Here is a 16,814-nt window from a genome sequence, read left to right on the forward strand (position 1 = left end):
AGGAGAAATGGCGAATGAGCAAATGGACCAAAAGTAATCAGCCGGGATTTTTCGAAATCCGGCTGGAATCCATCGGCGGGCTGGGCGCAAATCTGGCCGGGAAAATGCTGGCCGAATCCGGGGTGCTGGGGCTCGGCCTGAATGGAGCCGGCTTTTCATCATATGGCTCGGAAAAGAAAGGATCCCCGGTTAAAAGCTTTATCCGGTTTTGCGGTCCCGACATGGAGATCCGCGACCACAGTCCGATCGAACAGCCGGATGTCATCGGCGTATTTCATGAAGCGCTGCACACGACCGTGCAGGTGCTGAGCGGGTTGAAGCCCGGCGGAGTCGTCCTGGTCAACTCAACCCGCAGCTTTGAGGAGATCCGCAGCGATCTGAACTATCCCCATGGAACGCTGGCCATGGTCGATGCCTTGGGCATCGCCTTGGAGGAGCGAACCAGGGTGAATACCTCGATGCTGGGAGCCTTGTTCCGGATCTGCGATTTCTTGGATCGCGATTCCATGCGGGATGTTATCCGGCGTACCTTTGAAAAAAAATACCCGCAGCTCGTCGAGCCCAATTTGCGGACTTTCGACCGGGGTTATGACGAGGTGCAGTTTGAAACGGTGGAATCTCCCGCCGAAGCGGCTGCGGTATCCTTTTTGCGGCAACAACCTCAGCTTGGTTATGAAACGCAGGAACTGGGCGGAATTATCCGGACACAAGGAAACAGTCTGCTTAAAGATTTAAGCGGCTCCCGTCAGGGATATGTGCCCGAGTTGAATCTGGAATCCTGCATTCATTGCGCCAACTGCGATGCAGCCTGTCCCGATCTATGCTTCGTATGGGAATCCGCGGAGGATAAGTGCGGGAGAAGGCAGATGTTTTTGCAGGGAATCGATTATCAATATTGCAAAGGCTGCTTGAAATGTGTGGAAGTGTGCCCGACCGGGTCGCTGGCTCCCCTCCGGGAAGAGGCCGGATACGCCGACAGCAATCGTGTAGCGCATGTTTTTAATTAAAGCTAAAGCGTAAGGAGGACTTTTCCTATGTCGATCATGGAAGAAGCAGTAACAGCATTAACGACCCCGGAACAAACGGTTGCTTTTGAGTCGGGGAATGAAGCCGCGGCAATGGCGGCAATGCAGATCAATTATCATGTGATGGGTTATTTCCCGATCACGCCGTCGACGGAAATCGCTCAAATTCTCGATCAGAAGAAGGCGCAGGGTCTTCATGATATCCAACTGATCGCCGCGGACGGCGAGCACGGATCGGCGGGCATCTGCTATGGAGCGGCGTTGAGCGGAGCTCGGGTAGTCAATGCGACGAGCGCTAACGGATTTATGTACATGCTGGAACAGATTCCCGTACAATCGGGGACCCGGTTTCCGATGGTGTTAAACCTGGTGACACGCGCTATCAGCGGTCCGCTGGATATTCGCGGCGACCACTCCGATTTGTATTATGCGCTGAACACGGGCTGGCTCATTTTGACGGCCAGCACACCGCAGGCGGTATACGACATGAACATTATCGCATTGAAACTGTCCGAGCATACCGATGTGCGGTTGCCGGTTATTGTCGCTTACGACGGTTTCTTTACTTCCCATCAAAAACGGAAGCTCCATTATTTCCAGGATGGCCGAAGCGTCCGCGCTTTTGTCGGAGAGCAGCCGCCGGCGGGATTCGATAATGTGGCCGATCCGGCCAATCCGATTACGATCGGCGCCCATATGAACGGCGACGACCTGCTGAATAACCATTACCAGCTGCATCTTGCTCAGGAGCAGGCGGCCGGGGTGTATAAGCAGATCGTCCACCAATATGAACAATTGTCCGGACGCAGCTATGAAACGCTGGAGCTGTACTGCATGGACGATGCCGAAGTCGCGCTATTCCTCTTGAATTCGGCGGCGGAATCGGCAAAGGATACGGTCGACAAGTTGCGCGCGGAAGAGATCAAGGCGGGGCTGGTCCGGCCGAATATTATCCGGCCGTTCCCGGCTGAAGAGCTGCGGAATGCGCTGCGCGGCGTCAAAGCGCTGCTTGTCGGCGAGCGGGCCGACTCTTACGGCGGACAGGGCGCCAATATGACGCATGAGGTGCGCTCCGCCTTGAAGCTGGACCCGGATAATTCCACGATCGTGCTCTCCCGGGTGTTTGGGCTGGGAGGCAAGGATTTTTATCCGGATGATGCGGATGCTTTCTTCCGCCTGGCCTTAGAGGCCGTTGAAAAGGGCCGTGCAGAGGTGCCTTTTGACTATTACGGCCAAGTGCCGGGGGAGGAAGATAAACGGCTTCAACCGGTGTTGACTCCGCGCCATGGCGATGCCTATAAGAGCGGTCTGATCCAAATTACGCCGAACGAGGCGACCGGCAAGCTCAAAGTGAAGCTGCCGCCGCTGCGCAGCCTCACAGTCAAACCGAAGCGGCTGGCTCCGGGACACGGCGCTTGCCCGGGCTGTAGCGCCATCTCTTCCCTGGAGCTGTTCTATAAAGGGATCGAGGGGGATGTCGTTACCCTCGTGCAAACCGGCTGCGCTTATGTCGTTACCGCCGGTTATCCGTACACGTCCCATAAACAGACTTTCGTTCACAACCTGTTCCAAAACGGGGCGGCGACGGTGTCGGGGATGGTTGAAGCTTTTTGGGAGCGGAAACGGCGCGGCGAAATTGAAGTGTCCGATGATGTAACCTTCATTATGGTGACGGGCGACGGCGGCATGGATATCGGGATGGGCCCGTCCATCGGGGCGGCGCTGCGCAACCATCGTATGATTATTTTGGAGTATGACAATGAGGGTTATATGAATACCGGCTCCCAGTTGTCCTATTCCACGCCGCTCGGACATCAGACGAGTACGTCCGGCGTAGGCAAGAAGCAGAAGGGCAAGGCGTTCCATCATAAGGACACGCCGCAGATTATGGCCGCAACGAATATCCCGTATGTATTTACGGCGGTGGAGTCCATGCCGCAGGATTTGATTATGAAGGCCGCCAAGGCGCAGTGGTACGCGCAGAATGAGGGCATGGTTTACGGTAAAGTGTTGAGCACCTGTCCGCTAAACTGGCGCTCCGAAGATCACCTGGGCGGCACCATCCTGAAAGCGGCGGTAGACTCGTGCTTCTTCCCGCTGTATGAGGTGGAGCATGGCGTAACCACGATTACGTACGATCCGGAAGCGAAGAACAACCGGATCCCGGTGTCGGAGTGGCTGGAGATGATGGGCAAGACAAAGCACATGCTTGCCGATGAAGAACTGCTGGGCGCTTTCGAGGAAGAGATCGACAAGCGCTGGGAACGTCTCAAGCTGAAGCATGAATCCCCGCTCCTGTAAGGGAATCAGGGATTTTTGAAAGGGGAGAATTTCATCTATGGAGGATACTTGCTGCGGTCAGGGAAAGGTGAACAAGGAACGGCTGGATCAGGTCCGGGAGGTCATCGCCCAGTTTCGGATGCTTCAGGGGGCACTGATTCCCGTTCTGCATGAAATCCAGGATATATTCGGTTATTTACCGGAGGAAGCGCTCCAAATCGTATCCGAAGAGCTGGAGTTGCCGATGGCGGAAATATACGGGGTAGCGACGTTTTACTCTTTCTTCTCGCTGGAACCGAAAGGGGAGTACGTGATCCGGGTCTGCATGGGTACAGCCTGCTATATCAAGGGAGCGCAGGCTGTGCTGGACCGGCTGGCCCAGGAACTCGAAATTCCGGTGCAGGGGACTACGCCTGACGGCAAATTCACGCTGGATGCCACCCGCTGCCTCGGGGCCTGCGGTCTCGCTCCGGTCATGACGATCGGCGAGAAAGTGTATGGCCGCTTAACACCGAACGAAATTCCGAAAATCCTGAAATCGATGCGTACGCCCGCCCATACGCATTAAGGAGGAAACGACATGAAAACATTAGTGGATCTGGAAAGCATACGCACATCTGCGCTGAGCCGGCTTGTCAGGCGGCAGCTCGGCAAGGTGGAGGAGGACAACGTCGGCATTGCTCAGCGGTCCGTCATGATTTGCGGCGGTACGGGCTGCGTTTCATCGGATTCGATGATCATCGTCGATGCATTTCATCAGGAAGTAGCCAGTCAGGGGATTGAAGATCAGATCGACATCGTGCGTACCGGCTGTTTTGGACTTTGTGAATTGGGGCCCGTGGTTATCGTTTACCCGGAGGAGGTCTTTTATAGCCGTGTCACCGTGGAGGATGTTGCGGAAATCGTTGAAGATCATTTATTGAAGGGGCAGATTGTAGAGCGGCTGGTTTATGAGGCTTCTATCGAGGACGGGGAGATTTTGCCGCTGCAACAGGTTGATTTTTTCCGCAAGCAGATGCGGATTGCTCTTCGCAACTGCGGAACGATCGATCCGGAGGAGATCGACGAGTATATCGCCATGAGCGGATACAAAGGGTTGCATAATGTGCTGACCATGATGCAACCGGGCGAAGTTATCCGCACGGTGAAAGAAGCCGGGCTCCGGGGCCGCGGAGGCGGGGGCTTTCCGACCGGGGTGAAGTGGGAAACCGCGGCCAAACAGAATAATCCGCAAAAATATATTATCTGCAATGCCGATGAAGGCGACCCCGGCGCATTTATGGACCGCTCCATTCTGGAAGGCGACCCGCATTCGGTACTGGAGGGAATGGCGATTGCCGGTTATGCGATCGGGGCGGACCAGGGCTTCATCTATGTGCGGGCCGAATATCCAATTGCGGTAAGGCGGATTCAACTCGCCATCAAGCAGGCACGGGAGTATGGGTTGCTCGGAGCCAATCTGTTCGGCAGTGACTTTTCTTTTGATGTCAGCGTGCGTCTCGGGGCCGGTGCCTTCGTGTGCGGGGAAGAAACCGCGCTGATGAATTCGGTGGAGGGCAAACGGGGAATGCCCAATCCGAAGCCGCCGTTTCCGGCGGTCAGCGGCCTGTGGGAGAAGCCAACGGTCATAAACAACGTGGAGACGTTGGCCAATATCCCGCAGGTGATGCTCAAAGGGTCCGCATGGTATGCCGGTATCGGCACGGACAAGAGCAAAGGGACCAAGGTGTTTGCGCTCGGCGGCAAAGTGGTCAACACCGGGCTGGTGGAGGTGCCCATGGGCATCACGCTGCGCGAGGTTATTTTTGAGATCGGCGGCGGAATTCCCGGCGGCAAGGCCTTCAAGGCGGTGCAGACCGGGGGGCCGTCCGGCGGTTGCCTCACCAGCGAGCATCTGGATCGCAAGATCGATTATGATACCTTGCTCAGCCTCGGTTCGATGATGGGCTCGGGCGGCATGCTGGTGATGGATGAGGAGACCTGCATGGTTGACGTGGCCCGCTATTATCTCGATTTTACACGCGATGAGTCCTGCGGCAAATGCGTTCCTTGCCGGATCGGCACCAAGCGGCTGCTCGAAATTTTGGAGAGAATTACAGAAGGTAAAGGAACGATGGAAGATCTTGACGTGCTGGATGAATTGTCCGTGCAAATCAAGGCGGCCTCCCTTTGCGGTTTGGGGCAAACCGCTCCGAATCCGGTGCTGTCCACGCTCAAATATTTCCGAGATGAGTATGTGGCGCATGTGGTCGACAAAAAATGCCCGTCCGGTGTTTGCCGTTCCCTAATCTCGTTCGTGATCCGGGCCGAGAAGTGCAGAGGCTGCGGGCTGTGCGCGCGCAAATGTCCGGTAAACGCCATTACGGGCAAGATCAAGGAGCCGTATCTCATCGATCCGGAGCTGTGCATTAAATGCGGGATTTGCTTTGACAGCTGTAAATTTGCCGCCATCTATAAAAGCTAAAGGTGTGAGGAGATCAAGATGGATACCGTAAAATTATGGATCGACAATATCGAAACGGAAGTGCCCCAAGGAACGACGGTTCTCCAGGCAGCCCGCGAGCTGGGCGTGTATATTCCCACCCTTTGCCACATGCAGGGGGTCAGTCATTCGTCCAATTGCCGCGTCTGTCTGGTAGAGTCGGGCCCCCGATTGATCGCATCTTGTACCTTGGCGGCGGAAGAAGGTATGCAAATCCGGACCAATACCCAGAAGGTGCGGGATGCGCGGAAGACGACGGTGGAGCTGATCCTGTCGGATCATAACCAAGAGTGCCCTTCCTGTTCGCGAAGCGGTACTTGCGAGTTGCAGGATGTCTCCAGGCAGGTCGGCGTTCGCCACGTACGTTATACGGGAAAAAAATCGCACAGTCACGTCGATTTTTCTTCTCCTGCCATTATGAGGGATACGTCAAAGTGCATTCTTTGCGGACGGTGCGTAGCGGTGTGCAATCTACAGTCCGTCGGGGCCATCGGGTTTATGAATCGCGGTTTTGACACGACCATCGGCCCGGCGATGGGCAAACCGATAGGCGAAAGCGTTTGCGTAAACTGCGGCCAATGCATTATGGCTTGTCCGGTTGGAGCACTGCAGGAGCGGGAAAATATGAACGATGTCTGGCAGGCCATCGCCGATCCCAACAAGTTCGTCGTGGTTCAGGCCGCTCCGGCGGTAAGGGTCGCGCTCGGCGAAGAGTTCGGCATGCCGGTCGGTACCCGGGTGACCGGCAAAATGGTTGCCGCGCTCCGGCGGATCGGGTTCGACAAGGTGTTCGACACGGATTTCGGTGCCGACGTGACCATCATGGAGGAAGGCAACGAGCTGCTGCAACGGTTGGAAACCGGCGAACGGCTGCCGCTCATGACCTCCTGTTGCCCGGGCTGGGTGAAATTCGTCGAGCATTTTTTCCCGGATATGATGGATAACCTCTCCAGTTGCAAATCCCCTCACGAGATGGAGGGGGCGCTCATCAAGAGTTATTTTGCGCAGATGATGGACATCGATCCCGAGCGGATCGTGGTCGTTTCGATCATGCCTTGTACGGCAAAGAAATATGAAGGGCAGCGTGAAGAATTGTCGCACGCGGAACGGCAGGATGTGGACTATGTCCTGACGACCAGAGAACTGGCCTGGATGATCAAGGAAGCGGGAATCGATTTCGCTCGTCTGCGTGGGGAGGATTTCGACAATCCGTTTGGCGAGGCGTCCGGAGCCGGAGTCATTTTCGGGGCAACGGGTGGAGTGGCTGAAGCCGCCTTGCGTACGGTGTTTGAGCTGGTTGCCGGAGAAGAGCTGGACACCGTCGAGTATACCGCCGTGCGCGGAATGGAGGGGATCAAGGAAACGGCGGTCATGCTGCCTAACGGGAAAATGATTCGTACTGCCGTCGCACACGGTCTTGGCAACGCCAGAAAACTCATGAACATGATCGCCAAAGGAGAGCGAAACTACGAGTTCATCGAAGTGATGGCCTGTCCGGGCGGTTGCATCTGCGGCGGCGGCCAGCCTCTGCTCCAGGCCGATCTCAGGGGCAAGGTCAATGTAAAAGCGGAGCGGGCGAAAGCGATCTATGACGAGGACGAGGCGTCGCCGATCCGCAAATCGCACCGCAATCCGCACATCCTTCGAGTGTATGCGGAGTTCCTGGAGCGGCCGAACAGTTCCAAGAGCCACACTTATCTGCATACGCATTACAAAGTGCGCTCCCGTTATTAACGGGAGCCACGTTCTATAAATAGCGGGTTCACTCTATTAATCAGCAGGAGGGATTGGGATGAGCAAAGCAGCACCTCATGAGGAACTTGCCGAATTTATACGGGAGGAAGAGATCGAGGCATGTCTTGCCTTCGGCGACTCGGCGGCCCGCGATCCGGATTTGGTCCGGTGTATCCTGGAGAAGGCGAGGGCATCCAAAGGGTTAAGTCCGATGGAGGCCGCCGTGCTGCTTCATGTGGACGAGGAGCAAATCCTGGATGAAATCTTCACCGCGGCCCGCGAAGTGAAGGAGCGGATTTACGGAAACCGGATCGTTCTGTTCGCTCCCTTATATGTCAGCAACTACTGCGTGAATAACTGTGAGTACTGCGGATACAAGCACTCGAACAGCGAGCTTCGCCGGAGGCGTTTGGACCGGGAAGAGCTGATTCGGGAGGTGGAAGTACTCCAGCGGCTGGGACATAAGCGTCTTGTTTTGGAAGCCGGAGAGGATCCGCTCAACTGTTCGATCGAATATGTTCTCGAATGCATGGAGACAATCTATTCGGTCAAGGTGGACAATGGCAGCATCCGCCGTATTAACGTCAATATTGCTGCGACTACCGTGGATAATTACCGCAAGCTGGGCGAGGTCGGAATCGGAACGTACATCCTGTTTCAAGAAACCTATCACCGCCCTACTTACCGCAAGCTTCATGCCCAAGGACCCAAGGGCGATTACGACTGGCATACGACGGCGATGGACCGGGCCATGCGGGCCGGCATCGATGATGTGGGCGTCGGTGTCCTATACGGATTGTACGAGCATAAGTACGAGACCGTAGCCATGCTGCTTCATGCCAATCATCTGGAGGAAACGTTCGGATGCGGACCGCATACCGTCTCCGTGCCCCGCCTAAGATCAGCCGAAGGGGTCGATCTGGAACGTTTCCCCTATCTGGTGAGCGACAGGGAATTCAAAAAAATCGTGGCCGTGCTGCGCCTTTCCGTCCCTTACGCCGGAATGATTCTGTCCACCCGCGAGGATACGGAATTCCGCGATGAGGTCATTAAGCTCGGTATCTCGCAGATCAGCGCGGGCTCATGCACCGGAGTCGGCGGGTATATGAACACGTATGAGGAGAAGGGTACGGCAGGGGACACTCCGCAATTCGAGGTGGGAGATCAGCGTTCCCCGCTGGAGATGATCAAGGCGCTGTGCCGGGATGGCTATATCCCCAGCTATTGTACGGCGTGTTACCGCGAAGGCAGAACCGGCGACCGATTTATGCGTCTTGCCAAATCGGGCCAGATCCACAACGTCTGCCATCCGAATTCGCTGCTGACCTTGCAGGAATATCTGCTGGACTATGGCGACGAAGAGGCCCGGGAAATCGGCCGGGCCGTGATTGAACAAAATCTCGACCGGATTCCGAAGGCCGCGGCGCGGAAGGTTACTCTAGACCGGCTGGCACGGATTGAAGCCGGGGAGCGCGACTTAAGGTTCTAGCCAAGTCCGTCGGGGATGACCCTATATGCTGTTTTCAATAAAAAAACCGTCCAGGGATGAAGCTATTCATTCGTCGGACGGTTCTTTTATTAAACGGGTGATAACTATACGGGCGAGTCCGCCGATTCCTCCCATGCCATGACAGCCGACGGGAATAAATCTATCGCACGCGGGAAGATGCCGTGCACATAAGCGATCAGAACGCCATAATTGACGATCGGCACTTGAGCTGCCTTGGATTCCTGGATGCGATGCAGCATTGCCTTTCGGTTAAGCATGCATGCTCCGCAGTGGACAATTAAAGCGTAGCGGCTCAAATCCGGAGGATAGCCGTATCCGGCGGCATGCTCGATATGGAGCTGTCTTCCGGTCAACTGCCTTAACCAACGCGGGATTTTGACCGTGCCGATATCGTCCGATTGCTGGTGGTGCGTGCAGGCTTCAGCGATTAGTACGGAATCCCCGTCCTGTAAGTTTTCGATGGCGCGGGCACCTCTGACAAGTTCATTCAGCTCCCCTTTATGACGGGCAAACAGGATCGAGAAGGAAGTGAGCGGAACATCCTTCGGGGTATCGGCGGCTACTTTGAGAAAAGCTTGCGAGTCCGTAATCACGAGCCGCGGTTTGCGACCCAGATGGCCCAGGGTTTCCTTTAGTTCGTGTTCCTTGGTCACGATCGCGACGGCATCGCTCTCCAACACGTCGCGGATGCACTGCTGCTGAGGCAGAATCAGCCTGCCTTTGGGCGCTGCCTTATCGATTGGAATGACCATGACGACAAAGTCGCCGGGCGATATCAGATCGCCGACAATGCGGAATCGTTCGTTATCGTGAGGGAGGGCATCAATGATGGCTTGCTTCAACCCGGCGACTCCGTCTCCCGACAACGCATTGAAAGGAACCGACTTGACTCCGTACATGGCTTCAATTCCGCTTTGGATCTTGTGAACGTTCTCTACCGTATCGCTTTTGTTGATCACGCTGATGACGGGAATGCCCTTGAATCTAAGCTCGGCAAGCAGCTCTACGTAAAAATCGTCCGCCCCCGCCGCAGCATCGGCGACCAGCAGAGCCAGGTCGGTGCGGCCTATGATTTCCCGGGTTTTTTGCATGCGTTGCTCGCCAAGCAATCCTTCGTCGTCCAGCCCGGCCGTGTCGATCAGAATGACCGGGCCTAGCGGCAACAGTTCCATCGCTTTATATACCGGATCGGTCGTCGTCCCTTTAACAGGGGAAACTACGGCAAGCTCCTGTCCCGTCAGCGCGTTGATGACACTCGATTTCCCCACATTGCTCCGGCCAAAAATGGCGATATGAATTCGTTCACCGCGCGGCGTGGATGATGTGCTCATATGCCTTCCCCCCTTATATGCCGGGAATTCCCGGTTTGGTGATTTGGAGCGGACTCAGGATGCGGCGAACCTGATCGTCGGTCAGCAGACCGCGTTCCAGAACGAGGGTTTCGACCGTTTTGCCCTCGTTTTGAGCCGTTTTGGCAATTTCCGAAGCCAGCTCATAGCCCAGATGAGGGACAAGCGCCGTTGCCAACACGGTGGATTGCTGCAAGTGCTTCTCGCACTGCTCTTTGTTTACCGTTATGCCGCGAATGCAGCGTTGTTCAAAGAGTTGTACGGCATGAGTAAGGATCTCCAGCGATTCGAGCAGGGACTCGGCGATAAGCGGAGAGAACGCATTTAATTCAAGCTGTCCGCCCGCGGCGGCCCATGCAATCGCCGAGTCGTTCGCAATAACCCGCATGGCGACGAGCCCGGCCATTTCGGCCATGACCGGATTGACCTTTCCCGCCATGACCGACGAACCGGCCTGCACGGCCGGCAGCCGATATTCACCAAGGCCTCCGGCCGGACCGGAGGCCAGCAACCGCAAATCGTTGGCGATCTTGAGCAGGTTTACCGCCGCCGCTTTCAACAGCCCGGAGACTTCGACGAAGACATCCATATTCTGCGTCGGGTCGATCGGAAATTCGCTGCGGCATAGGCCCATACCGGTCAAATCCTGCAGCACTTCCGTCACCTGATAAATATAGGCCCGGGGAGCCCCTAATCCCGTTCCGATCGCGGTACCGCCGAGATGGATCTCGCGCAGCCGTTCTTCCGCTTTATAGAGCCGCCAGCGATCGCGGGCCACGGCTTTGGCGTAGGCGCCGAATTCCTGTCCGGCCATCATCGGCAGGGCGTCCATCAGTTGCGTTCTGCCGAGCTTCAAGATATCTGCGAATTCCTGCTCTTTTCGCTGCAACGCTTCCTGCAAGGAGGCAAAGGCTTCGCTCAGCGGCCGGAGAAGTGAGATTGCGGCGATTCGCAGAGCGGTAGGATACACATCGTTCGTGGATTGACAGCAATTCACGTGATCCAGGGGATGGACGAGGGAGTAATCCCCTTTTTGCCCGCCTAATAATTCGATCGCCCGATTGGCGACAACTTCGTTTACGTTCATGTGGGTGGAAGTGCCCGCTCCGCCTTGTAACGCGTCGACTAGAAATTGGTCCGTCAAGGCTCCGCCGAGGATCTCGTCACAGGCCAGGATAATGGCCCGGGAGACAGGGGCGGGAATCAGGGTCAGCTTACCGGTCGTCATCGCCGCTGCCTTTTTGATGATAACAATGGAGGAGAACAGGTGCCGGTTGGCGGCCCTTTCGCTTACGGGGAAGTTTTCTAAGGCCCGGGCTGTATGAATACCGTAATAGGCGTCTAACGGGACCGCTTTTTCTCCTAACGGGTCGGTTTCGATACGGTAGCTTTGTTGCTGGTCAGAATGTAATGCATTTCCTTTGCTCATATAGGTGCGCCCCTATCCTGCAATTGGAATGTATTTCCTTTATGGTAAAAGAATGCGGTTTCCTCTACAGTAAAATTGATCACTGAAACAAAGTTATTTCGCTTTCCGGTGCAGTAAGGTTCTAAAGGGAATGTACCTTCCATAAGCTAGTTGTAAGAAGGAGGGGTACATGCCATGGTCGAACAGGGAAAGGGGAAACGCCAGGAGTTGCACTTGATGCAAAGAAAGCTGTTGGAGATCTCGGGTGTCCTGAACGTGGAGAGCTTTGATAGCGAGGAATTTCTACTTCAGACTGAACTGGGGCACTTGACGATCCGGGGCCAAAATTTACATATCAAAAATCTCAATTTGGAGCAGGGACTTGTCAGTATTGAGGGCCTCGTGAATTCCTTGTCTTATTTGGATCCGGGTTCGCACTCTTCCGGTAAAGGTCTGCTTGGAAAGCTGTTCCGATGAATTTACAATTGCAGTGGGTGACTCTTCTGTGGATGTTCGCATGCGGGGGAATCTTGGGGATCGCCTTTGACAGCTACCGTGTCGTATCGGGACAGCTCCGTTTTCCCCGCTGGAGTGTACATATTCTGGACCTGTTGTATTGGATTGCCGCTTCACTCTTCGTGTTCCGCACCCTATACCGGGTCAACCAGGGAGAACTCCGGTTTTATGTCTTTCTCGGATTGTTTATAGGCGTTTGGATTCATTTTTTGTTTCTCAGTGTTATAACCGAGCGTTTTGTGGTAAATTTAATTAAGGTAGTTCAAAAGATTTACAGAATAGCCATTAGAATAATGCAACTTGCGGTGCTTGCACCGCTGAAATGGCTGTTAAAAAGCATACGAATGCTGCTGGGCTTTGTCTGGATCGTAGTATTTTTTATGGGGAGGGTCACACTGTCCCCGATTTGGAAACTTCTGATCTGGGCCACAAGACCTATCTGGAAGTCTCTGCGTTTGCCGGACAGGCTTCGCTCTGTTCGAAATTATTTTGCAAGATTGTGGAAAGCCTGGTTCAGCAAAGAATAACGGAGTGGAGGTGCCTTGATGCGCGATGGAACGGCGAAATTGAATAAGAATGATCAGACTGCCGCTAAATCGGTCGGGGCACGCCGACGGCTTCGGTTATGGATGAGCTTTATGGTAATATTCATTGGCTGGGCAGGTTATACTTACATCGCCCAATCGGGAGAGATCGGGGACAAATCCCATCAACTGGCGGAGCGGCAAGCTTCCAAAGAGGATACGGAGCAGAGTTTAAACCAATTAAAATATGAGTTAAACCGTCTTAAAGATCCTGAATATATCGGTCAAATTGCCATGAAGAAATACGGACTTTACAAACCGGGTGAAATTCCGGTGCACGTATCGGAGTCTGAACCCGCAAATGACTGACCCCATGCGGGATATACGGCTGTTGACCTTGTTTGACTCATTATGTATAATCAAATCACCGCAGTCATGATTTCGAGGCCTGGCTGTATATTTTTAAGGGAGGATCATTTTATTTTATGTCAATTGAAGTGGGCACCAAGTTAGAAGGAAAAGTGACAGGCATCACGCATTTCGGAGCATTTGTGGATCTGTCAGGAGGTGTCACGGGTCTCGTTCACATCTCGGAGATCGCAGACAATTATGTTAAAGATGTCAATGATCATCTGAAGATCGGCGATATGGTTACCGTCAAAGTAATCAATGTCGACAAGGACGGCAAGATCGGACTTTCCATTAAGCAAGCCGTTGATAAACCGGTAGAGGCTACAACAAGACCGTCTCGCGCACCACGTAGCGATCGTCCGGGAGGTAGAGACGGAGATCGTCCTGGCGGCGGATTTAACCGGGATCGGGGAGGACGTCCTTTTAAGCCGCAACCGAACAAGGCTTCATTTGAAGATAAAGTTTCCCGTTTCCTTAAGGACAGTGAAGAGCGCATTTCTTCGCTGAAGAAGAACACGGAAGGCAAACGCGGAGGACGCGGAGCCAAACGCATGTAATCTCCTAATTTTATAATGAAACCCACCGTAGGCAACCTATTGCCTGCGGTTTTTTGTTTTTCGCGGACATTTTCCTTCAAATTCTTTTTTTGTCGTCTGAGCACTTCAGGCGACAGGTTATTACGCAATCCACGCCTCACTTTGGATGAATTGGCAGAAAATGTTTACTTGGATTCCTCGGTTTTGTACGAACATAGGCACGCATATGGAGTCTCATTCTCATGGGGGGCCTGTGTTCGTGATGTTTCGTGAGGCCCTCTCAATTTGTCGGAAAATTCTTTATCCCAGGTTCCGGTATATGACAAACTTTCCGTCCGGCCCCTCCTATAATGGGACATACCTTACAAAAATGGAAAAGGCGGTGCCAGGTAATGGAGAAGTGGAACGTGATCCCATTTCCAGGGATGAAGAAGGCGAAGGGGCAGATCAGAAGATTTCGATGGAACGGGTGGAAGCAGCTCCCGATCGTTATCAACGTCAGCAGATTGTTTGCGGCGAGCAAGTGGACAGGCCTGTTCCTGTTGATGAGTTTTTTGCTCGGAAAAGCGACCATACTTGACGAGTTTTCTCCTTTTGCGGCCGCTTTTTTTGCGGTCATGATGTTTATGCGGCGTGATATCGCCGTGGTGACGGGAGCGGTTATGGTTGCCGGGGCCATGTTCATTTCCGGCCATCACGCTGCCGTGATTGCGGCGGAGTTGACCATTTTCTTTCTCATTCATAAGGGATTGGAATCGTTTGAGCACGCTGACGTATCTTATGCGCCGCTTATGGTTTTTACGAGCACCTTTCTTGCATTATTGTTTGCGGCAGTGATCGGTCCGTCACTTACCTGGTATGTTTTTGTAATGACCGTTATGGACGCGGTGCTGAGCTTTGTGCTGACTTTGGTATTTATTCAAGCCGTTCCGGTCTTTACTTACCGAAAACGGAATTACCAGCTGCGCACCGAGGAAATCGTATGTCTAGTTATATTGCTGGCTTCGGTCATGACCGGTTCAGTCGGCTGGGAAATTTCCGGATTATCGATTGAACATATTTTAACGAGATATTTAATTCTTATATTTGCTCTAGTCGGGGGCGCTACGCTCGGGGCTTCGGTAGGCGTCGTAACCGGTCTGATCCTGAGCTTGGCCGATACCTCGGCTCTCTATCAAATGAGCCTGCTCGCCTTTTCGGGCATGTTGGCAGGGATGCTGCGGGAAGGGCGGAAATGGGCCGTCGGCTTCGGAATGCTGCTGGGATCGTCGATTCTGTCCATCTATTTGACGGGCTCCGCCGAAGTAATGTCATCTACATGGGAAAGCTGCGTGGCCGTACTGCTCTTTTTATTGACCCCGGGCAGCGTTGTCTCTGCTATCGCCAAATATATCCCCGGCACGCAGGATCATACCAAAACGCAGCATGAATACGCCAAACGTATGCGTGAAGTAACTGCAGGCCGGGTATCGCAATTCTCTCAAGTCTTCAAACAGTTGTCCCGCAGTTTTGGACAAATAGCCAGTTCCGGGGAGATTGCCAAGCGGAGTGAGGAAGTGGATCATTTCATGAATGCAGTCACCTCCGGCGCTTGCGCGACCTGTTTCCGCCGGAATGCGTGCTGGGACGGAAAATTTTATCAAACCTATAAATATATGACCGAAATGATGACGGCCGTGGAAGAGAATCCGGATCTGTCTAAGGAGGAACTGCCGGCCAAATGGAACAAAATTTGCGCGAAAACCGATCAGGTCCTGTCGGTTATGAAACACGAATACAATCTTTATCAACATGATATGCACTGGAAACGGCAAATATACGACAGCCGGCTGCTGGTAGCGGAGCAACTGTCAGGGGTATCGCAGGTGATGGAGGATCTGGCGAAAGAGATTCAGCGCGAGGGACAAGCCATGTATAAGCAGGAAGAGCAGATTCGCGATGCTTTGGAAAAAATGGGCCTGTCCATTCACAGCATCGATATCGTCAACCTGGATCATGGCAATGTGGAAATCGAAGTCGTTCATGCTTATACCCGCGGCTTTGATGAATGCCGGAAAATTATCGCGCCGCTGCTGTCCGACATCCTTGGCGAGCATATCGCGGTGATCAGCGATTCGTTGCCGGCGGGACGCGACGGTCTGGCTACAGTGACATTTGGCTCAGCTAAAACCTATGTGATCATGACTGGAGTAGCTGGGACGGCCAAGGGCGGGGATCTGTTGTCGGGAGACAGCTTCAGCGCCATGGAACTGGGGAACGGAACGTATGCGGTTGCCATTAGCGATGGCATGGGCAACGGGGAGCGCGCCCGATTGGAGAGCAGTACCGCGCTGAATATTTTGGAGCAGTTGCTGCAATCCGGGATGGATGAGACGCTGGCGATCAAGTCGGTGAATTCGATATTAATGCTGCGTTCGCCGGATGAGATCTACGCAACCGTAGACATGGCGCTGATTGATGAATACTCGGCCCGGACCACGTTTTTGAAAATCGGCTCCACTCCCAGCTTTATCAAGCGGGGCCAGGAAGTCATTCAGGTGTCGGCCAGCAATTTGCCGATCGGAATCATTCAGGATATCGAAGTGGATTTGGTCACGGTGCAATTGTACCCGGGCGATACGCTGATCATGATGACCGACGGGATTTATGATGCACCCGGTTATGCGGTAAACAAGGAGTTGTGGATTAAACGTCTGATTCAGGAGATTCAGTCGGATGACCCCCAGGAAATTGCCGATTGTCTGCTTGAATCGGTCATCCGTTATCAGAAAAATGTGATCCAGGACGATATGACGGTCGCCGTAGCAAAAGTGGATCATTTCATGCCGCAATGGTCGACGCTGCATATCCCGGGCATTACTCCTCTGGAACGACCCCGGACGGTCAGCTAGGAAATAGGGAGTTGTCAAAATATAAAAATCGGGACGTTAGTCATAATTTAGACAAAATATTGTATATTTTTACATGGGAATGTTTTGAAGTATGTAGTAAAATATACCCTATCGTTCATGTTATACACCAAATATGGCACTATTTCTC

The 16,814-nt window shown here is 53.8% G+C and carries 13 protein-coding genes; 11 read left to right on the forward strand and 2 right to left on the reverse strand.

Annotation, left to right across the window (positions count from 1 at the left end; genetic code table 11):
• The first annotated feature begins 14 nt into the window (after positions 1 to 14).
• Genes DFP94_RS23015 through hydG form a run of 6 tightly spaced genes read left to right on the forward strand, consistent with a single transcriptional unit; the run spans position 15 to position 9,010 of the window.
• Positions 15 to 1,007 (forward strand): 2-oxoacid:acceptor oxidoreductase family protein, encoded by a 993-nt coding sequence (locus DFP94_RS23015; protein WP_114498819.1) that lies wholly within the window; start codon positions 15 to 17, stop codon positions 1,005 to 1,007.
• A 27-nt stretch (positions 1,008 to 1,034) separates the two neighbouring features.
• Positions 1,035 to 3,326 carry a thiamine pyrophosphate-dependent enzyme gene (locus DFP94_RS23020; RefSeq protein WP_114498820.1) on the forward strand — a complete coding sequence of 764 codons (2,292 nt, stop codon included), beginning with the start codon at positions 1,035 to 1,037 and terminating at the stop codon, positions 3,324 to 3,326.
• A gap of 37 nt (positions 3,327 to 3,363) precedes the next feature.
• Positions 3,364 to 3,873: an NADH-quinone oxidoreductase subunit NuoE gene (gene nuoE, locus DFP94_RS23025; RefSeq protein ID WP_114498821.1), complete on the forward strand. Its 510-nt coding sequence runs from the start codon at positions 3,364 to 3,366 to the stop codon at positions 3,871 to 3,873.
• 12 nt (positions 3,874 to 3,885) lie between these two features.
• Positions 3,886 to 5,769: an NADH-quinone oxidoreductase subunit NuoF gene (gene nuoF / locus DFP94_RS23030; RefSeq protein WP_220270934.1), complete on the forward strand. Its 1,884-nt coding sequence runs from the start codon at positions 3,886 to 3,888 to the stop codon at positions 5,767 to 5,769.
• An 18-nt stretch (positions 5,770 to 5,787) separates the two neighbouring features.
• Positions 5,788 to 7,521, forward strand: a complete 1,734-nt coding sequence (locus DFP94_RS23035) for an NADH-dependent [FeFe] hydrogenase, group A6 (RefSeq protein WP_114498822.1) — start codon at positions 5,788 to 5,790, stop codon at positions 7,519 to 7,521.
• A gap of 58 nt (positions 7,522 to 7,579) precedes the next feature.
• Entirely contained in the window at positions 7,580 to 9,010 is a 1,431-nt protein-coding gene (hydG, locus tag DFP94_RS23040) for a [FeFe] hydrogenase H-cluster radical SAM maturase HydG (RefSeq protein ID WP_114498823.1), read from the forward strand.
• Between the two features lie 104 nt (positions 9,011 to 9,114).
• Here the strand turns inward: hydG and hydF are convergent, their stop codons facing one another.
• Entirely contained in the window at positions 9,115 to 10,362 is a 1,248-nt protein-coding gene (hydF, locus tag DFP94_RS23045) for a [FeFe] hydrogenase H-cluster maturation GTPase HydF (RefSeq protein WP_114498824.1), read from the reverse strand.
• 13 nt (positions 10,363 to 10,375) lie between these two features.
• Positions 10,376 to 11,809 (reverse strand): aspartate ammonia-lyase, encoded by a 1,434-nt coding sequence (locus DFP94_RS23050; protein WP_114498825.1) that lies wholly within the window; start codon positions 11,807 to 11,809, stop codon positions 10,376 to 10,378.
• 174 nt (positions 11,810 to 11,983) lie between these two features.
• On the opposite strand from DFP94_RS23050, the gene yabP reads away from it, so the two are divergent.
• The 5 genes from yabP (at position 11,984) to spoIIE (ending at position 16,666) form a co-directional block, all read left to right on the forward strand.
• Entirely contained in the window at positions 11,984 to 12,265 is a 282-nt protein-coding gene (yabP, locus tag DFP94_RS23055) for a sporulation protein YabP (protein ID WP_114498826.1), read from the forward strand.
• Positions 12,262 to 12,831 (forward strand): spore cortex biosynthesis protein YabQ, encoded by a 570-nt coding sequence (gene yabQ, locus DFP94_RS23060; protein WP_114498827.1) that lies wholly within the window; start codon positions 12,262 to 12,264, stop codon positions 12,829 to 12,831. Before yabP ends, yabQ begins: the two co-directional genes overlap by 4 nt.
• Before the next feature lie 18 nt (positions 12,832 to 12,849).
• Positions 12,850 to 13,197: an FtsB family cell division protein gene (locus DFP94_RS23065; RefSeq protein ID WP_114498828.1), complete on the forward strand. Its 348-nt coding sequence runs from the start codon at positions 12,850 to 12,852 to the stop codon at positions 13,195 to 13,197.
• Positions 13,198 to 13,313: 116 nt separating this feature from the next.
• Entirely contained in the window at positions 13,314 to 13,796 is a 483-nt protein-coding gene (locus tag DFP94_RS23070) for a S1 domain-containing RNA-binding protein (protein ID WP_114498829.1), read from the forward strand.
• Between the two features lie 371 nt (positions 13,797 to 14,167).
• Positions 14,168 to 16,666, forward strand: coding sequence for a stage II sporulation protein E (gene spoIIE, locus DFP94_RS23075; protein WP_114498830.1), 2,499 nt, complete (start codon positions 14,168 to 14,170; stop codon positions 16,664 to 16,666).
• The last annotated feature ends 148 nt before the right edge of the window (positions 16,667 to 16,814 follow it).

The sequence above is a fragment of the Fontibacillus phaseoli genome, from assembly GCF_003337355.1.
In the GTDB taxonomy this organism is placed as follows: Bacteria; Bacillota; Bacilli; order Paenibacillales; family Paenibacillaceae; genus Fontibacillus; species Fontibacillus phaseoli.

What these genes read in the sequence shown, in the direction of transcription:
- hydG (WP_114498823.1), top strand. Translation starts at nt 7,580, where the DNA reads ATGAGCAAAGCAGCACCTCATGAGGAACTTGCCGAATTTATACGGGAG.
- DFP94_RS23065 (WP_114498828.1), top strand. Translation starts at nt 12,850, where the DNA reads ATGCGCGATGGAACGGCGAAATTGAATAAGAATGATCAGACTGCCGCT.
- DFP94_RS23015 (WP_114498819.1), top strand. Translation starts at nt 15, where the DNA reads ATGAGCAAATGGACCAAAAGTAATCAGCCGGGATTTTTCGAAATCCGG.
- spoIIE (WP_114498830.1), top strand. Translation starts at nt 14,168, where the DNA reads ATGGAGAAGTGGAACGTGATCCCATTTCCAGGGATGAAGAAGGCGAAG.
- yabQ (WP_114498827.1), top strand. Translation starts at nt 12,262, where the DNA reads ATGAATTTACAATTGCAGTGGGTGACTCTTCTGTGGATGTTCGCATGC.
- DFP94_RS23020 (WP_114498820.1), top strand. Translation starts at nt 1,035, where the DNA reads ATGTCGATCATGGAAGAAGCAGTAACAGCATTAACGACCCCGGAACAA.
- nuoE (WP_114498821.1), top strand. Translation starts at nt 3,364, where the DNA reads ATGGAGGATACTTGCTGCGGTCAGGGAAAGGTGAACAAGGAACGGCTG.
- DFP94_RS23050 (WP_114498825.1), bottom strand. Translation starts at nt 11,809, where the DNA reads ATGAGCAAAGGAAATGCATTACATTCTGACCAGCAACAAAGCTACCGT.
- yabP (WP_114498826.1), top strand. Translation starts at nt 11,984, where the DNA reads ATGGTCGAACAGGGAAAGGGGAAACGCCAGGAGTTGCACTTGATGCAA.
- DFP94_RS23035 (WP_114498822.1), top strand. Translation starts at nt 5,788, where the DNA reads ATGGATACCGTAAAATTATGGATCGACAATATCGAAACGGAAGTGCCC.
- DFP94_RS23070 (WP_114498829.1), top strand. Translation starts at nt 13,314, where the DNA reads ATGTCAATTGAAGTGGGCACCAAGTTAGAAGGAAAAGTGACAGGCATC.
- nuoF (WP_220270934.1), top strand. Translation starts at nt 3,886, where the DNA reads ATGAAAACATTAGTGGATCTGGAAAGCATACGCACATCTGCGCTGAGC.
- hydF (WP_114498824.1), bottom strand. Translation starts at nt 10,362, where the DNA reads ATGAGCACATCATCCACGCCGCGCGGTGAACGAATTCATATCGCCATT.